Annotated in this window: 20 protein-coding genes; 11 read left to right on the top strand and 9 right to left on the bottom strand. The window is 58.7% G+C overall.

Translation table 11 applies throughout. The features are described 5' to 3' along the window. Positions 1-246: 246 nt before the first annotated feature. The 7 genes from ABLU87_RS03240 to pspA all read right to left on the bottom strand — a co-directional run bounded on the left by ABLU87_RS03240 (position 247) and on the right by pspA (position 4,691). Positions 247-1,308, bottom strand: a complete 1,062-nt coding sequence (locus tag ABLU87_RS03240; protein ID WP_064381449.1) for a YcjF family protein — start codon at positions 1,306-1,308, stop codon at positions 247-249. Then, positions 1,305-2,702, bottom strand: a complete 1,398-nt coding sequence (locus tag ABLU87_RS03245) for a YcjX family protein (RefSeq protein ID WP_014229029.1) — start codon at positions 2,700-2,702, stop codon at positions 1,305-1,307. Before ABLU87_RS03245 ends, ABLU87_RS03240 begins: the two co-directional genes overlap by 4 nt. 88 nt (positions 2,703-2,790) lie before the next feature. Beyond that, positions 2,791-3,105 (bottom strand): thiosulfate sulfurtransferase PspE, encoded by a 315-nt coding sequence (pspE, locus tag ABLU87_RS03250; protein WP_014229028.1) that lies wholly within the window; start codon positions 3,103-3,105, stop codon positions 2,791-2,793. A gap of 33 nt (positions 3,106-3,138) precedes the next feature. Then, positions 3,139-3,369, bottom strand: a complete 231-nt coding sequence (gene pspD / locus ABLU87_RS03255; RefSeq protein ID WP_004101464.1) for a phage shock protein PspD — start codon at positions 3,367-3,369, stop codon at positions 3,139-3,141. 19 nt (positions 3,370-3,388) lie between these two features. Next, entirely contained in the window at positions 3,389-3,748 is a 360-nt protein-coding gene (pspC, locus tag ABLU87_RS03260; protein WP_025106993.1) for an envelope stress response membrane protein PspC, read from the bottom strand. Next, complete coding sequence (gene pspB, locus ABLU87_RS03265) at positions 3,748-3,972, bottom strand: envelope stress response membrane protein PspB (RefSeq protein WP_004101459.1); 225 nt, start codon at positions 3,970-3,972, stop codon at positions 3,748-3,750. The genes pspC and pspB overlap by 1 nt, the downstream gene beginning before the upstream one ends. Positions 3,973-4,022: 50 nt before the next feature. Continuing rightward, positions 4,023-4,691 (bottom strand): phage shock protein PspA, encoded by a 669-nt coding sequence (gene pspA / locus ABLU87_RS03270; protein ID WP_004121203.1) that lies wholly within the window; start codon positions 4,689-4,691, stop codon positions 4,023-4,025. Between the two features lie 152 nt (positions 4,692-4,843). Between pspA and pspF the strand changes: the two genes are divergently transcribed. Further along, entirely contained in the window at positions 4,844-5,833 is a 990-nt protein-coding gene (pspF, locus tag ABLU87_RS03275) for a phage shock protein operon transcriptional activator (RefSeq protein WP_014838225.1), read from the top strand. Here the strand turns inward: pspF and ABLU87_RS03280 are convergent. Together ABLU87_RS03280 and ABLU87_RS03285 are read right to left on the bottom strand one after the other, a co-directional pair. After that, positions 5,824-7,215: an MFS transporter gene (locus ABLU87_RS03280; protein WP_004850201.1), complete on the bottom strand. Its 1,392-nt coding sequence runs from the start codon at positions 7,213-7,215 to the stop codon at positions 5,824-5,826. The two genes, pspF and ABLU87_RS03280, sit on opposite strands and share 10 nt — an antisense overlap. A gap of 25 nt (positions 7,216-7,240) precedes the next feature. Then, the gene (locus tag ABLU87_RS03285; protein WP_032719778.1) at positions 7,241-8,410 is read right to left on the bottom strand and encodes a M20 aminoacylase family protein; all 1,170 of its coding nucleotides are present in this window, start codon (positions 8,408-8,410) and stop codon (positions 7,241-7,243) included. A 169-nt stretch (positions 8,411-8,579) separates the two neighbouring features. Between ABLU87_RS03285 and ABLU87_RS03290 the strand changes: the two genes are divergently transcribed. The 10 genes from ABLU87_RS03290 (at position 8,580) to ABLU87_RS03335 (ending at position 21,372) form a co-directional block, all read left to right on the top strand. After that, positions 8,580-10,886 (top strand): helix-turn-helix domain-containing protein, encoded by a 2,307-nt coding sequence (locus tag ABLU87_RS03290; RefSeq protein ID WP_064381451.1) that lies wholly within the window; start codon positions 8,580-8,582, stop codon positions 10,884-10,886. 170 nt (positions 10,887-11,056) lie between these two features. Beyond that, positions 11,057-11,341 (top strand): hypothetical protein, encoded by a 285-nt coding sequence (locus tag ABLU87_RS03295; RefSeq protein ID WP_004850195.1) that lies wholly within the window; start codon positions 11,057-11,059, stop codon positions 11,339-11,341. 363 nt (positions 11,342-11,704) lie between these two features. After that, the gene (gene sapA / locus ABLU87_RS03300) at positions 11,705-13,348 is read left to right on the top strand and encodes an ABC transporter substrate-binding protein SapA (protein WP_048261852.1); all 1,644 of its coding nucleotides are present in this window, start codon (positions 11,705-11,707) and stop codon (positions 13,346-13,348) included. Continuing rightward, the gene (gene sapB / locus ABLU87_RS03305; RefSeq protein ID WP_004850191.1) at positions 13,345-14,310 is read left to right on the top strand and encodes a putrescine export ABC transporter permease SapB; all 966 of its coding nucleotides are present in this window, start codon (positions 13,345-13,347) and stop codon (positions 14,308-14,310) included. Before sapA ends, sapB begins: the two co-directional genes overlap by 4 nt. Continuing rightward, the gene (sapC, locus tag ABLU87_RS03310) at positions 14,297-15,187 is read left to right on the top strand and encodes a putrescine export ABC transporter permease SapC (protein ID WP_004139490.1); all 891 of its coding nucleotides are present in this window, start codon (positions 14,297-14,299) and stop codon (positions 15,185-15,187) included. The genes sapB and sapC overlap by 14 nt, the downstream gene beginning before the upstream one ends. Further along, positions 15,187-16,179, top strand: coding sequence for a putrescine export ABC transporter ATP-binding protein SapD (gene sapD / locus ABLU87_RS03315; protein WP_004850183.1), 993 nt, complete (start codon positions 15,187-15,189; stop codon positions 16,177-16,179). Before sapC ends, sapD begins: the two co-directional genes overlap by 1 nt. Before the next feature lies 1 nt (position 16,180). Next, a complete protein-coding gene (gene sapF / locus ABLU87_RS03320; RefSeq protein ID WP_004850180.1) occupies positions 16,181-16,990 on the top strand; it encodes a putrescine export ABC transporter ATP-binding protein SapF in 810 nt (269 codons plus the stop codon). A gap of 237 nt (positions 16,991-17,227) precedes the next feature. Beyond that, positions 17,228-18,016: an enoyl-ACP reductase FabI gene (fabI, locus tag ABLU87_RS03325; RefSeq protein WP_004121225.1), complete on the top strand. Its 789-nt coding sequence runs from the start codon at positions 17,228-17,230 to the stop codon at positions 18,014-18,016. Positions 18,017-18,198: 182 nt separating this feature from the next. Continuing rightward, entirely contained in the window at positions 18,199-19,356 is a 1,158-nt protein-coding gene (locus ABLU87_RS03330) for a carboxymuconolactone decarboxylase family protein (RefSeq protein WP_048261850.1), read from the top strand. 81 nt (positions 19,357-19,437) lie between these two features. Continuing rightward, positions 19,438-21,372, top strand: a complete 1,935-nt coding sequence (locus ABLU87_RS03335; RefSeq protein WP_032749434.1) for an exoribonuclease II — start codon at positions 19,438-19,440, stop codon at positions 21,370-21,372. Positions 21,373-21,390 lie beyond the last annotated feature (18 nt).

Below are 21,390 nucleotides of genomic sequence, written 5' to 3' on the forward strand. Positions count from 1 at the left end.
ATAGGACAGTTATTTGCTGGCGTGAAGATAGCTGTCAACAATTATTGACAGTATGGCGGAAAAATGGCCTTTCTGCCGTAAAGTTATGCGCTCAGAGGAAAAATGACGATGAGAGAAGCGGCTATCATCGCTTCTGCTTTTCTCCCCGGCTTGCGCTGCGCGTAGCCGGGCTACAGGTTACAGCCTTCTGTGAAACGGTAGCCCGGCTAAGGCGTTCACGCCGCAAGCCGGGAATGCTTAAGCGACTTATTTTTCCGCGCCGCTTTTGCTCTTCTGCAACGTCTCTTTTAGCTGGCCGATCAGCTCGCGGCGAAAATCCCCCAGCCGCGGTTTATCGTCGGCGATCCACGGCAGCGGACGGCACAGCTCCATCGCCTTAATACCCAGCCGCGCCGTCAGCAGACCGGCGCCAATTCCCTGCGCCGCGCGCGCCGATAGCCTGGCCGCGAGATCCTGCGACATCCAGTCCATCCCGACTTCCCGCACCAGCTCGCTGGCGCCGGCAAAAGCGATATTCAGCAGCACCAGGCGGAACAGGCGCAGGCGGCTGTAGTAGCCCAGTTCAATACCGTACAGAGTGGCGATGCGGTTGATCAGACGTAAATTACGCCAGGCGATAAACGCCATATCCACCAGCGCCAGCGGGCTGACGGCAATCATCAGCGTCGATTCCGCCGCCGAACGGCTAATCTCACGCCGCGCCTGCGCATCCAATACCGGCTGCACGATCTGCGCGTACAGGCTCACCACTTCACGATCGTTCTGCGTTTCATGGATCGCCGCATACCAGCGCTGCAGCGCCGGGTGCGAGTGATCCAGCCCCGCCTGCTGGGCCAGCTTTTCGCAAAAGGCGCGCCCTTTGCCGACCGCATGGCTGTGCATCAGGTCCCGCGCCTCATCGCGCTCGTGGGCGCGCTGGCGTAGCCGCCACAGCCGGCGCCATTCGGTCGCCACCGAACCGACGCCCGCCCCGACGATCAGCGCGCCGGCAGCGCAGCCGCCGAGGGCGATCCAGTCCTGCGTTTGCCAGGCGGTCATCGTCCACTGCACGCCCTGCGCCACGACGCTGACGCCAAAAATAGCCAGCCCGGCGCTGACCATCTTTCGCCACAGGCTGCGCTTAGGTCGCAGCACCGATTCCACCACCGCTTCCGCCGCGCCCTCTTCTTCTTCCGGCGCGTCGAACCGCGCAGGAGCGAACTTCTCCGCATCGGCACCGTCAAAAGCGCGCGCGGATTTCAGAATTTGCGCCTTTTCCACCTCCAGCGGGCCATCGAAATCGATACGCGGTTTTAAAGGTTCGGTCATCGCAATTTATCTCCGATCAAAAATTCCAGCGCCGCGTCAAGGCGAATATGCGGCAGCGGTTTATCAACGTCCATTACCTGCGGGCGAAAGTTTTCAAACTGAAAGCCCTGCTGCTCCCAGAAGGCCTGACCCGGCAGGCGCGCGGGCACTTCTCCGGGATAGACGGTCAGCGGCTGTCCGTCGCTTAGCCGATGCCCCCGCAGCGCAGGGATCTTCTCACCGTTCACCTCGATAAGGCCGCTCTGCGTCGCCTGAATCGACGCCAGCCCCAGACAATCCATGCTGATGCCTTCAAACGCCGCGTTCTGCCAGGCATCCTGAATCAGCTGCTGCAGCAGCGACACCATGTTGCTGTGCTGATCGACGGTGACGTGATCGGCTTTGGTCGCGGCGAACAGCAGCTTATCGATAACCGGTGAGAACAGGCGACGAAACAGCGTGCGCTGCCCGTAGTGGAAGCTTTGCATCAGCTGCGTCAGCGCGAGACGCATGTCGTTAAACGCCTGCGGCCCGCTATTAAGCGGCTGCAGGCAATCTACCAGCACGATCTGCCGATCGAAGCGCAGGAAATGATCTTTGTAGAAGCCCTTAACCACTTTCTCGCAGTAGTATTTAAAACGCTCGCGCAGCATTCCGGCATTGGTCTGTTTGTCCGCCTGCGCCAGCTTAGCTTCACCGGCGGCATCAACGTCCGGCCAGGGAAAGAACTGCAGCGCCGGCGCGCCGGCCATTTCGCCGGGCAGCACAAAGCGCCCCGGCTGAATGAAGTGCATCCCTTCGCGCTTACAGGTATGCAGATAGTCGGTCCACGCCGCGGCGATCTCCGCCAGACGGGTTTCATCGGCGGGCGCCAGCGGATCCAGTCCTTCGCATAGCTGCCGCCAGCGCGCTGACCACTCCGCCCTCTGCCCCTGCAGTAATCCGGTCATCTGCCGTGACCAGGTCAGATAGTCCTGGGCCAGCATTGGCAAATCCAGCAGCCACTCGCCGGGATAGTCGACAATCTCCAGGTAGAGGGTCGAGGTCTCTTTAAAATGGCGCAGCAGCGAATCGTTGGAGCGATAGCGCAGAGCGAGGCGGATTTCGCTGACGCCGCGGGTGGGCGTTGGCCAGACCGGCGGCTGACCGTACAGCTGGGCCAGCCCTTCGTCATAGGTAAAACGCGGAATGCCGAAATCCCGCTGCGGGACGCGCTTGACGCCCAGCAGGCGTTCTTCACGCGCTGCGCTGAGCAGCGGCAGCCGCGCCCCGGCGTGAATATTGAGCAGTTGATTTACCAGCGCGGTGATAAAGGCGGTCTTGCCGCTGCGGCTAAGGCCGGTGACGGCCAGGCGAAGGTGCCGGTCAACCCCACGATTCACCAGCGCATTAAATTCTGTTTTGAGTCGCTTCATCGCCATCCTGTTGAGCCTGAAGAACGAGGGAAATAGACATGAGGGCTAATCATAAAGTGCAATAGCCCCGCTGCGACGGGGCTGAAGATTATTTGCTGGCGCTTTTCGGCCTGGCGATCTGACTGAGGCCGCCGGCATTCACCACCTGCGTGTAGCCCATTTCGCTCAGCATCTGCTGAGCCTGGCCAGATTGCCGGCCAACGTTGCAATAGACGTGAATGGTATCGTTTTTATCCGGTACTTCAGCCGCAATCCGCGTTTTTAAATCCGCCAGCGGGATATTCACCGCCCCGTCGACGTGTTCTTTTTGATACTGCTGCGGAACGCGGACGTCAATCCAGTGCTCCGCCGCGAAGACGGGTAAGGCCATGGCCAGCGCTAAACCCAGAAGCAGTTTTCGCATTTTATCATCCTGATAGAGTGAGTTTTTAGGCACTCATAACATACGCCATCCGCGACGTTTAGAAAACCGCTGCGCCGCCCGGCTGAGCATCGGTTCCAGAACAAGCATCAGCAGCATTTTCAGCGGCCGACGCGCGACGGATTTTACCGCCCAGCCTGCGACGCCCGCCGGGCCGTAGCGCAGCGCGGTGAGCAGCACCAGCTTACCTGCGATTTTCAGACCCGGTTTGACTTTTTGCCCGGCCTGCTGCCATTTCATGTTCATTATTAACCTCAACTTTCAGTTATAGCTGGCGAAAACGACTGCGTAGCGAAAAGGTGTCGGAAGTGACGTAGCGTTCCATTTCACGCAGACGACGCTCCCCTGTTGCCAGCTCCTTATCCGCGGCGGCCAACAGCTCTCCGCTGCTCGGCGTTTTTTCACCATACAGCTCGCTTTCCGGCATAGGATCCAGCGCAAACGAAAGAATGATGTAGGCCACCACCACAAACAGGAACAGGCCAAAAATCATTGCCAGTACGGTAATCAGGCGCACCAGCTTAACCGGCACGTCCAGGTACTGCGCGATGCCGGCGCAAACCCCTTTCACCATGCCCTGCTGCGGAATGCGCCACAGTTTTTTACTCAGATCCAGTCCGCTCATTATTTCTCTCTCCAGTTCGGATGCTCAGCGTCAAGAATCGCCTCCAGCGCCTGAATACGCTCGCGCATACGCTTCGCGTCATCGGTCAGCTGCAGCAGGCGCTGCTGTTCGTTCTGCGATAGGCTGCCGCTGGCGGTGCGGTTGTTGTAATGCAGCCAGAGCCAGACCGGCAAAACAAACAGCACAAACAACGTCAAAGGGATGGCGAGAAAAAGCATGCTCATGTGAACTCCTTGCTGATGGCGGCGGCACGTCTTGGTGCCGCCCGAAGACATTACTGGTTATTTTGATTCATTTTGGCTTTCAACGCCGCCAGCTGCTCGCTGATTTCATCGTCCGCTTTCAGATCGGCGAACTGCTGATCCAGCGATTTATCTTTACCGAAGCGGTGGCTTTCGGCTTCGGCTTCCATATGATCGATACGGCGTTCAAACGATTCAAAACGCGCCATCGCCTCGTCAATCTTACCGCTGTCCAGCTGACGGCGAACGTCGCGGGAGGAGCTTGCTGCCTGATGACGCAGCATCAGCGCCTGCTGACGGGCACGGGTTTCGCTGAGTTTGTTTTCCAGCTCGCCAATCTCTTTTTTCATCCGCGCCAGCGTTTCATCAACCAGCTGCGCTTCGTTTTCCAGGCTGCCGATAAGGTCGGTCAGCTTCTGCTTTTCGATCAGCGCCGCACGGGCCAGATCCTCTTTCTCTTTACGCAGCGCCAGCTCGGCTTTTTCCTGCCATTCCGCCTGCTGGGCAACGGCCTGTTCAATACGACGGCTCAGCTGTTTCTTTTCAGCCAACGCCCGCGCCGAGGTCGAACGGACTTCAACCAGCGTGTCTTCCATCTCCTGGATCATCAGCCGAACCAGCTTCTGCGGATCTTCCGCTTTCTCCAGCAGAGAGTTAATGTTGGCGTTCACGATGTCGGCAAAACGAGAAAAAATACCCATAATTTCAATCCTCATAGTTCTGGTATCAGGCACCGGCCTGTGCCATGACTAATACAAATGCCGTGCCAAGTTTTTATCTTATTGATTTTAATGGAAGTGGTTGTTATCCGGCCAGCGCATTGCTAAAGTGACCTGGTGAATCACACTACTAAATGGCGAAATTCATCATGGCGGATTACAAGGACAACCTGCTCGGCGAGGCCAATAGCTTTCTTGAGGTGCTGGAGCAGGTCTCAAGACTGGCGCCGCTCGATAAACCGGTGCTGGTTATTGGCGAGCGCGGAACCGGCAAGGAGCTGATTGCCAGCCGTCTGCACTTCCTCTCTTCCCGCTGGCAGGGGCCGTTTATCTCCCTGAACTGCGCGGCGCTCAATGAAAATCTGCTCGATTCGGAGCTGTTCGGGCATGAGGCCGGCGCCTTTACGGGGGCCAGTAAACGTCACCCGGGGCGCTTCGAGCGCGCCGACGGCGGTACCCTGTTTCTCGATGAGCTGGCCACCGCGCCGATGCTGGTACAGGAAAAACTGCTGCGCGTGATTGAGTATGGCGAACTGGAGCGCGTCGGCGGCAGCCAACCGCTGCAGGTTAACGTCCGCCTGGTGTGCGCGACCAACGCCGACCTGCCACAAATGGTGGAAGACGGACTTTTTCGCGCCGACCTTCTCGACCGTCTGGCCTTTGATGTGGTGCAGCTGCCGCCGCTGCGTGAGCGCCAGAGCGACATCATGCTGCTCGCCACCCAGTTTGCTATCCAGATGTGCCGCGAGCTCGGACTGCCGCTGTTTCCCGGCTTTAGCGAACGCGCCGCCATGACGCTGCAGAACTACCGCTGGCCGGGGAATATCCGTGAATTAAAAAACGTGGTTGAACGCTCGGTCTACCGCCACGGCAGCAGCGAGCGCGAGCTGGATAATATTATTATTAACCCCTTCCGCCAGCAGCACGCGGCGACGCCCGTCGAAGTGGAGAAGACGCCTGGCCCCACGCTGCCGCTCGATTTACGCGCTTTCCAGCAGGAGCAAGAAAAAAGCCTGCTCGAGAGAAGCCTCGAACAGGCGAAGTACAATCAAAAGCAGGCGGCCGAACTGCTGGGGCTAACCTACCACCAGCTGCGGGCGCTGCTGAAAAAACATCAGCTTTGACCTGTACGCGGAAGCAGCAGCGCGCTCACCGCCATTGAACCCAGGCAGAGCGCGGCGTTAAACCACAGCGCATACTGCGCCGCGCTGGCCATGCCGAGCGGTAAAAACAGCGCAAAAAGTGACGCTGTCACCGCAATGCCCATCGCTCCGCCGAGCGAACTGCCCATCTTATAGATCCCCGAGGCCACGCCTACCTTATTCTCAGGAGCGTTAACCACCGCGGTGTCCGTTGACGGGGTGGCGTAGCAGCCCAGGCCGAAGCCAAACAGCACGTTGCTGAAAAAGACCGTGACGATATAGGTCGATTTATCGAGGAAGGTGCAGGAGATAAGAAGAATACCGACCGCGGTAAAGACCGGGCCGCTCATCATCGGCAAACGCGCGCCGTAGCGTTGCAGCAGCTTCTCGCCCACCCGAATCATCGCCAGCACGGTAACCAGATAGCCGAGCGTCATCATTCCGCTCTCCAGCGGGCTCAGATGATGCCCCTGCTGGAGCCAGATGCTGGCAATCATCATCGTACCGATGGCGCCGTTGAGCATAAAGTTCGACAACACCGCGGCGCTGTAGGCCCGGTTGCGAAACAGCGCGAAATCAATCAGCGCCGCGTCGCCCTTACGCTGGCCGCTGCGGATAAAAAACAGCCCCGATGCCAGCGCGCCGGCCAGCATCGCCAGCGAGGTTGCGCTGGTCCAGCCCCAGCCGTGGCCTTTGCTGATAAACAGATTTAGCAGCACCAGCGCAAGGATCAGGCTGAGCAGGCCGCTGATGTCCAGCTTATGCTGCTGCGCGCTGGCGCTGCGGCTTTCCGGCGTACCGCGCAGCAAAAACAGCGCCGCCAGCGCTACCGCGATGGAGAAAACAAAGATCCAGCGCCAGCCCAGACCGGTGGCGATCGCCCCGCCGACAAACGAACACAGACCGCTGCCGCCCCACGAGCCGATGACCCAGAAGCTGACCGCCCGCTGGCGCGCTTTGCCTTCATACCAGGTTTTAATTAACGCCAGCGTCGCCGGCATGATGCAGGCGGCCGACAGCCCCTGTAAAACGCGCCCGGCCAGGAACAGCGCGGGTCCCTGAGAGAGCACCAGCATTGCGCTACCGACAATGCTGAGGATCAGGCCCAGGGTAGTCATGCGCATGCGGCCGAATTTATCCGCCAGCCCGCCGCTGGCGACCACGAAGCAGCCGCTGAATAACGCGCTCAGGCTCACCGCCAGGGTCAGGGTTTCCAGCGAAATATCGAGGCTGCTCTTCATCGCCGGAACCACGTTAATCACCGACTGGGCAAACAGCCAGAAGGTCAGAACGCTCAATACAATACCCGCCAGCAGACGATCGGTGCCGACGAACTGCGCTTCGCTTAGCGATACAGAACTCATAGCAGGGTCCTCTTCGTTGCGGACATTAACGCAAATAGTGTTCCGTCAGGGCGCACCACAGCGCGGCGCCTTTCAGCAACAGCGCATCGTTGAAGTCGTATCCCGGGTTATGCACCATGCAGCGATCCGCTTCGTCCCCGGCCCCGATGGTGAAATAGCAGCCGTTCGGATTGCGCTCGAGCATAAAAGCAAAATCTTCGCTGCCCATAAACGGCTTCACCTCGCCGACCTGCGCCTCGCCAAACAGCGCGGTCGCCACCGTGCGGACCATCTCATTGGCAGCCGGATCGTTCCTTAAAACCGGGCTGCCGTTAACGTGGGTTAAGGCGGCGCTGGCGTTAAAGCTCTCGGCCTGAGCAACGGCGATATCGTGAATGCGCTGCAGGACGGTCTCGCGAACCTGTTCGTTTAAGGTGCGCACCGTGAGCTTCATTAACACCTTGTCGTTGATAATGTTCGGGGCGTGCCCGGCCTGAATGCTGCCCACGGTCACGACCGCCGGTTCAAACGGCGTGATGTTTCGGGAAACAATGGATTGCAGCGCCAGGGTGATATGACAGGCAACCAGCGTGGCGTCGACGGTATGCTCCGGTACCGCGCCGTGTCCGCCCACCCCTTTGACTTCAATATGGAGAGTATCCGAGGAGGCCATCATCGCCCCATCGCGCAGGCCGATTCTGCCTAACGGCTGCCCCGGCATATTATGCAGGCCAAAAATGGCATCGCAGGGGAACTGGTCAAACAGGCCGTCTTCCAGCATGACCCGACCGCCGTAGAGTAATTCCTCAGCAGGCTGAAAAATAAGCTGCAGGGTGCCGTTAAACTGCCGGGTGCGCGCCAGATATTCCGCGGCGTACAATAGCGTGGTGGTATGGCCATCGTGGCCGCAGCCGTGAAAACGACCGTCGACCCGGCTGGCCCACGCTTTGCCGCTCATCTCCTGCATCGGCAGCGCGTCCATATCCGCCCGTAGCCCCAACCGTTTTTTACCCTCGCCGACGCGTAAAGTACCGACCACGCCGGTGCCCGCCAGACCGCGATGAACCTGATAGCCCCATTCGCCGAGCAGGCGGGCAACCTCTTCGCTGGTTTTATGCTCTTCAAAACCAATTTCCGGCTGCTGATGGAAACGGCGGCGAAGCGCGACAAACTGCGCCTCGTTAACCTGTAATGCCTCAATAATCGGGTGTGTCATTTTTATTATTCCTGTGTTGTGTTTGCACGACACTTTCGAGTTTATGCATCCCTGTTGGCTTTAAAATGCGCTTTTTTGTTTTATAGTGACGGATTATTAATGAGTGTTTTTCATACAAAACGGTTATGACAAAAAATGACGTGCTGTTTTTTGTCTTCAGGAGGCGACGGTGGAGCATCATTCAGGCGACTTTCAGGTTGTGGTTCGCGATATCCGGCAGCTGAGCCAGCAGGAAAACGATGCTCTGACGCTGCTATGGCTGCTTGAGGGCAGCGTCGAACTCCGCGATGGCGAGACGGGTCGGTACCTGCAGGCCGATGAACTGGCGATAGTGAATCGTCATCGCCGCTGGAGCCTGCACAGCAAGACGGCGAACGTCGTGATGGCGCTGTCGCTGAACGCCGGATGGCTGACCCGCCTCGACGGCGATTTTTTTGCCTCCGCCTACCAGAGCAGCAGCGAAACGCGCGATGCCGAAGACACCCTGCGCTACCTGATGCGCCAGCTGCTGGTCCTCGGTCTGGTCAATCCGCAGGCCCACTACCGGCTGGAGGCCAACCGCTGGCTTAGCGAAATTGCTCTCCTGCTGGCGTCACGCTTCAGCCGTCCCCTCACCGCCCAGGCGCCTCGCGGAGCCGAACGCTGGAGCCAGCGAATTAACAGAGTGGTGGCGCGAATCGACGCCAACTATCAACGGCGCCTGTCGCTGCAGGAGATAGCCGCCGCGGAGTTTGTTTCTGAGGCTTGGCTCTCGCGTCTGTTCCGCAAAGAGGTGGGCGTCAGCTTTATGCAGTACATCACCGGGCTGCGCCTGCGCAAAGCCGCGGAGCAGCTGACGACGACGCGTCAATCGATACAGCAGATCGCTCAGCAGCAGGGCTTTGCCAGCAGCCGGGTGATGAGCGACCTGTTTAAACGCGAGCACGGCCTGACGCCGCGCCAGTTCCGCCAGCAGCACCCGCAGACGGCGGTCGAATCTCTCCGCCCGCACCTACAGCAGACCGAGCGATGGCAGCCGGTGTCAATCGATCGGCTGTACGCCCGGCTCAACGCGCCGCAAACCTACGGTCTGGATAGCCCGCCGCTGCGGCTCAGCCCCCAACAAACCCGCCATCTCGATGTTCGCGAACTCCCGGCGCGCGGCGCGCCGCTGCGTCACACCCGAATGGTGATTACCGTTCGTGAACTGGACGATCTGCTGCGCGAGGATGTCCGCCGCGAACTGGAACAGCTGCACGACGCGCTGCCGATATTCGCCATCGATATTCACGATCCGTTTCTCAGCAGCCGCCTGTTCGGCACCGGCTGGGACGATCCGCAAATGGCCGGGTATGCCTGCTGGTATAACCTGCAGCGCATTTTTAGCTGGCTGGCGACCCAGGGCTTGGCGGTGATACTGCATACCGGGCTCACCACCCGCGGCGACCTGCTGCAACGTTTCCTCTCTCTGTCCGCTAACCATTTTCCGCCGGCAACCCTCGCCAGCTGGCACTTCGTCTGGCACTGGTCCCCTCAGGCCAGCGACGAGGCCCGCCAGCACGCCTGGCGGCAACAAAAGACGATCCTGCAGAGGCTATCGCCGCAGTCGGCGCTGGGGATCTGGCACCGTTTTCCTCAACAGGTGGAGGACGATCCCCTTCTGCGTTCACCGCTGCTGGTCGAGGCGGATTTTCTGGCCTGCCAGGCCGATGCTAATGAACTGCTGGATCTCGCGCAGGTGGATAGCCAGAAACTGGCCGCCAGCGAAAACTATCCGGTACACAAATTGCGCAAACTTCATAGCGCGCTGCGCCAGCGGCAGCTCCTGCTGCCGCTTTGGCTGCTCTCGTGGAATACCCTCACCGGCGATACCCGCGATACCAACGGCCGTTTCTTTCGCGGCGCGCTGCTGATGGATAATCTGCTGGGACTGGCGGATCAGGTTTGGCTCGCGGGGTTCTGGCTGAATTCAGGGCTGCAGGGGGAAGCCCGCGCCAACGGCAAGCTGGATACTTCCAGCCTGGCGCTGCACTATCTCCACGGTCTGCCGCGACCGGTCTACTGGGTGCTATGGCTGTGGCGCAGGCTGCGGGGCGAGGTGGTGATCAACGACAAGAACTTGCTGCTGCTGCGCCATAACGGCCATTATCAGCTACTGCTGCGCAACACGGTAGTTTTCAATCCCTGGCTTTCCAGCGAGGAGGCGTTTATCCAGCGCTTTAGTCAGCCCTGGAGCGTGCGCCTGCTCGGCCTTGAAGGACGCTGGCGAATCAAACATCATCTGTTCGATCGGCACCATGGCGCGCTCTTCCCGCTGTTTGAGGCCTTTCGCAGCCAAAGCGGCCCGGACGATGAGGACTATCGCTGGTTGATGCACAGAGCGCGTCCGGCGCTGCGCGTCAGTGAAGAGACGCCGGATAGCGACCGCTGGCAGCTTGTCGATTCGCTGGAGAGCAATGCGCTGGCGCTTTATGAATTCACGCCGCTCGGCGATTGAAAAGTGACAGCGTCACTACCCTGCTTCTTTCTGCAAGCGGCCTGTGCCGTGAAAAATAGCTTTTGCTTGCGCGGCAGCCCGTTCGCATGGGGTTAAAAAATTGTAACTAGCAAGATATCCTCATGTGAACTATCATCAGCGCATCATGACTCAATGGACTGAAAATAAAGATGATTCCGGTTAATCCTTCAACGCTCGGCCGCTATGCGGCGCACGTCAGCCTGGTCCATACCATGAAAAGCCACCGCGCGCCGGCGCTCTCGGTCATGATGATCTTTTCGGACCTGCTTATCCGCTCAACCGAAGATGCATATCGTCAACAGGGCTGGACAATTACGCCGCAAAACAGCGGCCTGGTACTGCGTACTTATGTTGCCCACCATCACGATGGCGAAAAGCTGGAAATTAATCCCAAAGATTACATCGCCCGCTATAACCGACTCCTTCCCCTGTAGCGCCTCGACCGCCAGCCAGCCGTACAGCCACGGCTGGCTGGAGAAACCGCCAATAAAAAGATACCATGTGGCGGATATCGGGGCTTCGACGCAAATAAGCGCCATGCTCAATACCCATAGCTTCCTCAAGCCGTGCGGCAGATGAATCGAAAATACGCTTTGCTCAACCCCTCGCTTGCCTGATGACAAACGTCGGATGATTTACGAGGTATACTCGAAGTTAATAAGCAGTATGAATTTGAATCAGTTGGTCAAATAACCGACGCAGCCCTCGCTTATATTATCTCCATGAGCAATAAGGTGGTGGTAAATGTTATTTAATATTAATAAGATAGAGCCTTGCTCTATAATCAAAAAGAAACTATGCGCCTGAAATTGTCTTCTCTCCTGGCAGCGGTATGTATGCTGTACGGGCAAGCTTTTGCCGCGCCAGCGCTGCCTGCGCACGCGGATATTCGCGATAGCGGCTTCGTTTATTGCGTGAGCGGACAGGTCAACACCTTCAACCCGCAAAAGGTCAGCAGCGGCCTGATTGTCGATACCCTGGCCGCCCAGCTCTATGACCGGTTGCTTGACGTCGACCCCTATACTTATCGCCTGGTTCCCGAACTGGCAGAAAGCTGGGAGGTGCTGGACAACGGCGCAACCTACCGCTTCCACCTGCGCAACAACGTGCCTTTTCAGACCACCGCCTGGTTCAAACCGACCCGTAATTTTAATGCCGATGACGTCATTTTCACCTTTGGCCGCATTTTTAATCGCGACCACCCGTGGCACAACGTTAACGGCAGCAGCTTTCCCTATTTCGATAGCTTACAGTTTGCCGACAGCGTGGAAAGCGTGCGTAAGCTGGATAGTCATACCGTCGAGTTTCGCCTCAAACGCCCGGACGCCTCGTTCCTGTGGCATCTGGCCACCCACTACGCCTCGGTGATGTCGGCAGAGTATGCCGCGAAGCTGGCGCAGAACGATCGCCAGGAACTGATCGACCGGCAACCGGTCGGCACCGGTCCGTTCCAGTTGGAGGAGTATCGCAGCGGTCAGTACATTCGCCTGCAGCGCCATCCGGCCTACTGGCGCGGTAAACCGCTGATGCCGCAGGTGGTGGTCGACCTCGGCTCCGGCGGCACCGGCCGCTTGTCAAAACTGCTGACCGGCGAGTGCGACGTGCTGGCCTGGCCCGCCGCAAGCCAGCTCTCTATTTTGCGTGACGACCCGCGTCTGCGCCTGACCCTGCGCCCGGGAATGAACATCGCCTGGCTGGCGTTTAACACCGCTAAGCCGCCGCTCGATAATCCTGAGGTGCGCCATGCGCTGGCGCTGGCCATCAATAATCAGCGCCTGATGCAGTCGATCTACTACGGCACCGCGGAAACCGCCGCGTCTATGCTGCCTCGCGCCTCCTGGGCCTACGATAACGACGCCAGGATCACCGAATATAACCCCGCGGAAGCCCGAGCCCGGCTGAAAGCCCTGGGGCTGGAAAATCTAACGCTTAAGCTGTGGGTGCCAACCAGCTCGCAGGCCTGGAACCCCAGCCCGCTGAAAACCGCCGAGCTTATTCAGGCGGATATGGCGCAAATTGGCGTGAAGGTGATTATTGTGCCGGTAGAAGGTCGCTTCCAGGAGGCCAGATTAATGGATATGAGTCATGACCTGACGCTGTCCGGCTGGGCAACGGACAGTAACGATCCGGACAGCTTTTTCCGTCCGCTTTTGAGCTGCGCGGCGATTACCTCACAAACCAACTATGCTCACTGGTGTCATCGCGAATTCGACGAGGTGCTGCAAAAGGCGCTCACTTCGCAGCAGCTAGCCTCGCGCATTGAGGCCTATAAAGAGGCGCAGCGCATTCTTGCCAATGAACTGCCGGTGCTGCCGCTGGCCTCCTCCCTGCGTTTGCAGGCCTATCGTTACGACATGAAAGGCCTGGTGCTGAGCCCGTTTGGCAACGCCTCTTTCGCAGGCGTCTCGCGGGAAAAAGAAGACGAGGTGAAAAAACCATGATTATTTTTACTCTACGTCGCCTGCTGCTGCTGCTGATTACCCTCTTCCTGCTGACCTTTGTCGGTTTTAGCCTGAGCTATTTTACGCCCCACGCGCCGCTGCAGGGTGCCTCGCTGTGGAACGCCTGGCTATTCTGGTTTGAGGGCGTGCTGCACTGGGATTTCGGCGTTTCCAGCATCAACGGTCAGCTGATTTCCGAGCAGCTTAAAGAGGTCTTTCCCGCCACCATGGAGCTCTGTATCCTCGCCTTCGGCTTCGCGCTGGTGGTCGGGATCCCCGTCGGTATGCTGGCGGGCATTATGCGCAACAAATGGCAAGATACCCTGATCAGCGCCCTGGCGCTGCTGGGCTTTTCGATTCCCGTCTTCTGGCTGGCGCTGCTGCTGACCCTGTTTTTCTCCCTTACCCTGGGCTGGTTTCCGGTCTCCGGGCGCTTCGATCTGCTGTATGAAGTGAAATCGGTCACCGGCTTTGCGCTGATCGACGCATGGCTATCCGACTCTCCGTGGCGCCATGAAATGATCGTCAGCGCGGCGCGCCACATGGTGCTGCCGGTGCTAACCCTGGCGGTAGCGCCGACGACGGAAGTGATCCGTTTGATGCGTATCAGCACCAGCGAAGTATACGACACCAACTATGTCAAAGCCGCCGCCACCCGCGGCGTATCGCGGCGGACGATTTTACACCGCCACGTCCTGCACAACGCCCTGCCGCCGGTGATCCCGCGCCTGGGACTGCAGTTTTCCACCATGCTAACGCTGGCGATGATTACCGAAATGGTCTTTAGCTGGCCGGGGCTGGGCCGCTGGCTGATTAACGCGATTCGCCAACAGGACTACGCCGCGATCTCAGCGGGCGTGATGGTCATCGGCGCGCTGGTGATTATTGTGAACGTGATATCCGATATTCTGGGTGCTATGGCTAACCCACTGAAACATAAGGAATGGTATGCCCTACGATAGCGTCTATCTGGAGAAGCGCCCGCCGGGTGCGCTGCGCACCGTATGGCGAAAATTCTACGGCGATACGACCGCCATGATCGGCCTGTACGGCTGTGCGGCGCTGGCGCTGCTGTGCGTTTTCGGCGGCTGGTTCGCTCCTTACGGCATCGATCAGCAGTTTCTCGGCTACCAGCTGCTACCGCCGTCCTGGTCGCGGTACGGCGAAGTGTCGTTCTTTCTCGGTACCGACGATCTCGGTCGCGACGTCCTGAGCCGCCTGCTGAGCGGCGCGGCGCCGACGGTCGGCGGCGCGTTTGTGGTGACGCTGGGCGCCGCCCTGCTGGGACTGGTGCTTGGCGTGATTGCCGGTTCTACCCACGGCCTGCGGTCGGCGGTGATGAACCATATTCTTGACACGCTGCTGTCGATCCCGTCCCTGCTGCTGGCCATTATCGTGGTCGCCTTCGCCGGGCCGCACCTCAGCCACGCGATGTTCGCCGTCTGGCTGGCGCTTCTGCCGCGGATGGTGCGTTCGGTCTACAGCATGGTGCATGACGAACTGGAAAAAGAGTACGTTATCGCCGCCCGCCTTGACGGGGCCTCGACGCTGAATATTTTATGGTTCGCGGTGCTGCCGAATATTACCTCAGGCCTGGTCACCGAGATCACCCGCGCGCTGTCGATGGCGATCCTGGATATCGCTGCGCTGGGCTTCCTCGATCTCGGCGCTCAACTGCCTTCCCCCGAATGGGGAGCGATGCTCGGCGACGCGCTGGAGCTGATTTACGTGGCGCCGTGGACGGTGATGCTGCCGGGTGCGGCAATCATGATAAGCGTCCTGCTGGTTAATCTGCTGGGCGACGGGATCCGCCGCGCCATCATCGCCGGGGTGGAATAATGCCGTTACTCGACATCCGTAATTTAACCATTGAATTCAAGACCAACGAAGGCTGGGTGAAAGCCGTCGATCGCGTCAGCCTGACTCTCGCCGAGGGGGAAATACGCGGCCTCGTCGGGGAGTCCGGCTCCGGCAAAAGCTTAATAGCTAAAGCGATATGCGGCGTCACCAAGGACAACTGGCGGGTAACCGCCGACCGCATGCGCTTCGACGACATCGATCTGCTGCGTCTCTCGGTGCGCGAGCGGCGTAAGCTGGTGGGCCACAACGTCTCAATGATTTTTCAGGAGCCGCAATCCTGTCTCGACCCTTCCGAACGGATCGGCCAGCAATTAACGCAGAATATTCCCGGCTGGACCTTTAAAGGCCGCTGGTGGCAGCGCCTGGGCTGGCGCAAGCGGCGCGCCATCGAGCTCCTGCACCGCGTCGGAATCAAAGACCATAAAGATGCGATGCGCAGCTTCCCCTACGAGCTGACGGACGGAGAGTGCCAGAAGGTCATGATCGCCATCGCGCTGGCTAACCAGCCGCGGCTGCTGATCGCCGATGAGCCGACCAACGCCATGGAGGCCACGACGCAGGCGCAAATCATCCGCCTGCTGACGCGGCTGAACCAAAACAACAACACCACCATTTTGCTGATCAGTCATGATATGCAGATGCTCAGTAAATGGGCGGACAAAATCAACGTGATGTACTGCGGGCAGACGGTGGAAACCGCGCCGAGCGAAGAGCTGGTGACGATTCCTCATCACCCTTACACGCAGGCGCTGATTCGGGCGATTCCCGATTTCGGCAGCGCCATGCCGCACAAGAGTCGGCTCAACACCTTGCCGGGGGCGATCCCCTTGCTCGAACAGCTGCCCATCGGCTGCCGGCTCGGGCCGCGCTGCCCCTATGCCCAGCGCGAATGTATCGAAACGCCCCGGCTGGTGGGCGCCCGTAACCACCTCTATGCCTGTCATTTCCCGCTGAACATGGAGAAAGAGTGAAATGGTCGAAACATTGCTTGAAGTGCGCAATCTGAGTAAGACCTTTCGCTACCGCACCGGCTGGTTTCATCGGCAAACGGTGGAGGCGGTTAAGCCGTTAAGCTTTACCCTGCGCGAGCGCCAGACGCTGGCGATTATCGGCGAGAATGGCTCCGGCAAGTCAACGCTGGCAAAAATGCTCGCCGGAATGGTCGAACCCAGTACCGGCGAACTGCTGATTGACGATCGCCCGCTGGCGTTTGGCGATTACTCTTTCCGCAGCCAGAAAATTCGCATGATCTTTCAGGATCCGTCGACCTCGCTCAATCCTCGGCAGCGTATTTCGCAAATCCTCGATTTTCCGCTGCGCCTGAATACCGACCTTGAACCCGAGGCGCGGCAGAAGCAGATTATCGAAACGTTGCGAATGGTTGGCCTGCTGCCGGACCACGTCAGCTACTACCCACATATGCTGGCGCCGGGACAGAAACAGCGTCTGGGCCTGGCGCGCGCGCTGATCCTGCGTCCGAAGGTCATCGTCTGCGATGAAGCGCTGGCATCGCTGGATATGTCAATGCGCTCGCAGCTGATAAACCTGATGCTGGAGCTGCAGGAAAAACAGGGTATCTCCTACATTTACGTGACTCAGCATCTGGGTATGATGAAGCACATCAGCGATCAGGTGCTGGTGATGCATCAGGGCGAAGTGGTCGAACGCGGCAGCACCGCCGACGTTCTGGCGTCTCCGCTGCACGAGCTGACAAAACGCCTGATTGCCGGTCATTTCGGCGAGGCGCTGACTGCCGATGCCTGGCGTAAAGACGGTAAATAAACCGAGGCGTAATTTGCACGGCGCTAGCGCCAGGTCGCCGTCATATCCGATGGTATACTCTTGTATACACGGTAGCCAAAGCGCGATATGACGTGGCGAATGGCAGAAAAATATCGTGACACAAGGGGTCGTCAGTGGGATATAATTCCCGGCTAAATTTGAGTTATTTTGAAATAACAATGCTAACCAAATGATTGTTAAAGTAAAAATACGCAATAACGATAAGGATTAAAAGCTATGGGTTTTCTTTCCGGTAAGCGCATTCTGTTGACTGGCCTTGCCAGCAAACTGTCCATCGCCTACGGCATCGCGCAAGCCATGCACCGTGAAGGGGCTGAACTGGCGTTCACCTATCAGAACGAAAAACTGAAAGGTCGTGTGGAAGAATTTGCCGCCGCGCTGGGCTCTAATATCGTCCTGCCGTGCGATGTCGCGGAAGATGAGAGCATCGAATCTCTGTTCACCGAGCTGGCAAAAGTGTGGCCGAAGTTCGACGGTTTCGTCCACTCTATCGGCTTTGCGCCGGCAGACCAGCTGGACGGCGACTACGTTAACGCGGTCACTCGTGAAGGTTTCAAAATCGCTCACGATATCAGCGCCTACAGCTTTGTGGCGATGGCGAAAGCCTGCCGCGGTATGCTGAACCCGGGCTCCGCCCTGCTGACGCTCTCCTACCTGGGCGCAGAGCGCGCCATCCCGAACTACAACGTGATGGGTCTGGCGAAAGCCTCTCTTGAAGCTAACGTGCGCTACATGGCGAACGCCATGGGCCCGGAAGGCGTTCGCGTTAACGCCATCTCTGCCGGTCCGATCCGTACCCTGGCGGCTTCCGGTATTAAAGATTTCCGTAAGATGCTGGCGCACTGCGAAGCGGTCACCCCGATCCGTCGCACCGTCACCACTGAAGACGTGGGCAACAGCGCAGCATTCCTGTGCTCCGACCTGTCTGCCGGCATCTCCGGCGAAGTCGTTCACGTTGACGGCGGCTTCAGCATCGCCGCCATGAACGAGCTGGAACTGAAATAAGTTCGTTACCCTCCTCGCGCCCGCGAGGAGGGGTATTTCCCCCGCGCTTTCCTTCTGTTATTCCAATCCGCTATTTGTTAGCACGGATCAATATTTTCTCCCGCTCCAGGGTTAAGCCAGGATAGTTCCGCATAGCATGACCGCGAAACGGCGGTTTGCCACATACCGAACAAGGAACGCCCATGGAGCAACGCCGCGTTAACGGCAAAAACCACTGGTATCATGAGACCCAGTCAACAATCTGCCCGGTGGATGTATTGCCGCTCGTCCCTGAAGCCGCCCATGTCGAAGATCGTTTTCTACTCGATCTGACTCTCCCCCGGGAGCTGCTCGAGGCGCATGCGCGCTGGCTTACGCCGGCCCGTCGGCTGGCAGATGCCCTCTTTCCCGCGTCAGTGACGGTTAACCGTCTACAGACATTTAGCGCCTATGACCGGCTAAGTACGGCGCTGACCGTCGCCCAGGTTTATGGCGTACAGCGCCTGTGTAATCACTACGCCGCTCGCCTGGCGCCGCTTCCCGGCCCGGACTCCTCGCGTGAGAGCAACCGTCGTCTGGCGCAAATTACCCAGTATGCGCGTCAGCTCGCGAGCTCTCCTTCGCTGATCAACGCGCTCGCCCGCAGCCAGCTGGACGAAGTCGGCCTGACCAGTCGCGATATTATCCTTATCAATCAGATTATTGGCTTTATCAGCTTCCAGGCCCGCGCTATCGCCGCCTTCCATGCCGCGCTGGGTTACCCGGTGCGCTGGATCCCCGGCATGCCGCAGCAGGAAGATGCCCCGGAAGCGCTTTTCGTCGCGAGGGAGAGTGACTGGCAGCCAGGACTTGACGACGCGGACTTACGCTATGCCGACGATGAGCGCCAGTCTCTTTTAGCGAACTGGCGAAAACATCCGGGCCTGTTTGAACTGGCCCCGCTGCTGGCGGCTCAGGAACCTCCTCTGGCTCTGCTGGAACAGCTCCTGACCCACCTCAGCGATCGGCAACCGTTCGCCGCGCAGGTGGCACTGATCGCTGCGCGAATTAATGGCAGCATCAGCTGCTTTAACGCGTGGGCCTCGCGATGTCCAGATTTAGCCGATCTCACGGACGCTTTGCGTGGTAATGAATCCGGCGTCCAGCCATGGGGAGACAACCCGTCAATGGAACGCCAGCTTCTACAATCCGTACAGCTTTTGACCCGCGCGCCCGACCGCTTCAGCGCCGCCCAGCTAACTCCCCTCACTGATTACGGGCTTTCCCGTAGCGCGGCTATCGATCTACTCGCCTGGTGCGGGCTGTGCGGTTGGATGAATCGGCTGAAAATCGCCCTCGGGAATGTACGTCAGGAGACGTAAAATGCTGAAACAGCGCTTGCTGCGGCAGGCATATTCGCGTAAAAATGTCAGCCGCTCTTTTAGCCACGAAAATACGAAATTATGTTTCAGGACAACCCGCTGCTAGCGCAGCTTAAACAGCAACTGCATTCCCAGACTCCGCGCGTTGAAGGGGTCGTTAAGGGGACGGAAAAAGGATTTGGCTTCCTCGAAGTCGACTCGCAGAAAAGCTATTTCATTCCGCCGCCGCAAATGAAAAAAGTGATGCATGGCGATCGTATTATCGCCGTGGTCAATACTGAAAAGGAACGCGAAAGCGCTGAGCCTGAAGAACTGGTTGAGCCGTTCCTGACGCGTTTTGTCGGCAAAGTTCATAAGAAAGACGATCGTCTTTCCATCGTTCCTGACCATCCGCTGCTGAAAGATGCCATTCCTTGCCGCGCCGCGCGCGGCGTAGAGCATGATTTTAAAGAGGGTGACTGGGCCGTTGCCGAAATGCGCCGTCATCCGCTGAAAGGCGACCGCGGTTTCTACGCTGAGCTCACCCAGTACATTACCTACGGCGACGATCATTTCGTTCCATGGTGGGTCACCCTGGCGCGTCATAATCTGGAAAAAGAAGCGCCGGACGGCGTGGCGACCGAGATGCTTGATGAAGGTCTGGAACGCCGTGATTTAACGGCCCTGGCTTTCGTGACCATCGACAGCGCCAGCACCGAAGATATGGACGATGCGCTGTACGTTGAGCAAACCGCTGACGGCAAGCTGCATCTGACCGTCGCTATCGCCGATCCGACCGCGTGGATTGCCGAAGGCAGCAAGCTGGACAACACGGCGAAAATTCGCGCCTTTACCAACTATCTGCCGGGCTTCAACATTCCGATGCTGCCGCGCGAGCTCTCGGACGACCTCTGCTCTCTGCGCCCCAACGAGGTTCGCCCGGTTCTGGCCTGCCGCATGATCCTCGCGGATGACGGCACCATCGAAGATGATATTCAGTTCTTCGCGGCGACCATCGAGTCGAAAGCGAAGCTGGCCTACGATGATGTTTCCGACTGGCTGGAAAATAACGGTGGCTGGCAGCCGGGAAGCGAGACTATCGCCCAGCAAATTAAGCTGCTGCAGGAGGCCTGCCTGCGTCGTAGCGAATGGCGTAAAAACCACGCGCTGGTATTCAAGGACCGCCCGGATTACCGCTTTGTGCTTGGCGACAAAGGTGAAGTGCTGGATATCGTCGCCGAACCGCGTCGTATCGCCAACCGCATCGTTGAAGAGTCAATGATTGCCGCCAACATCTGTGCCGCCCGCGTGCTGCGCGACAAACTCGGTTTCGGCGTTTATAACGTCCACACCGGTTTCGATCCGGCCAACACCGAGCAGCTCGCGGCCTTACTGAAGACTCACGATGTGCACGTTGACCCGGTGGAAGTGCTGACGCTGGAAGGCTTCTGCAAGCTGCGTCGCGAGCTGGACGCGCAGCCGTCTGGTTTCCTCGATAGCCGTATTCGTCGCTTCCAGTCGTTTGCGGAAATCAGCACCGAGCCGGGCCCGCACTTCGGCCTGGGTCTTGAGGCCTATGCGACCTGGACTTCCCCGATCCGTAAGTACGGCGATATGATTAACCATCGTCTGCTGAAAGCGATTATCAAAGGGGAAGCGATCTCCCGTCCGCAGGATGACGTTGCGATCCAAATGGCTGAACGCCGTCGCCTCAACCGCATGGCGGAGCGCGATGTTGGAGACTGGCTGTACGCCCGCTATCTGAATCCGCAGGCCGGCACCACTACCCGTTTTGCAGCTGAGATTATCGATGTCAGCCGCGGCGGCATGCGCGTGCGTCTGGTTGATAACGGCGCGGTTGCCTTTATCCCGGCGCCGTTCCTTCACGCCGTGCGCGATGAACTGGTGTGCAGCCAGGAAAACGGCACCGTGCAGATCAAAGGCGAAGTCGTCTACAAAGTCACGGATGTTATCGACGTCACGATTGCCGAAGTGCGCATGGAAACCCGTAGCGTGATTGCGCGTCCAGCCGCCTGATAGTTCACCTGTGCGGCT

It is taken from the genome of Klebsiella sp. CB_Kp196, assembly GCF_040061575.1.
In the GTDB taxonomy this organism is placed as follows: Bacteria; Pseudomonadota; Gammaproteobacteria; order Enterobacterales; family Enterobacteriaceae; genus Klebsiella; species Klebsiella michiganensis.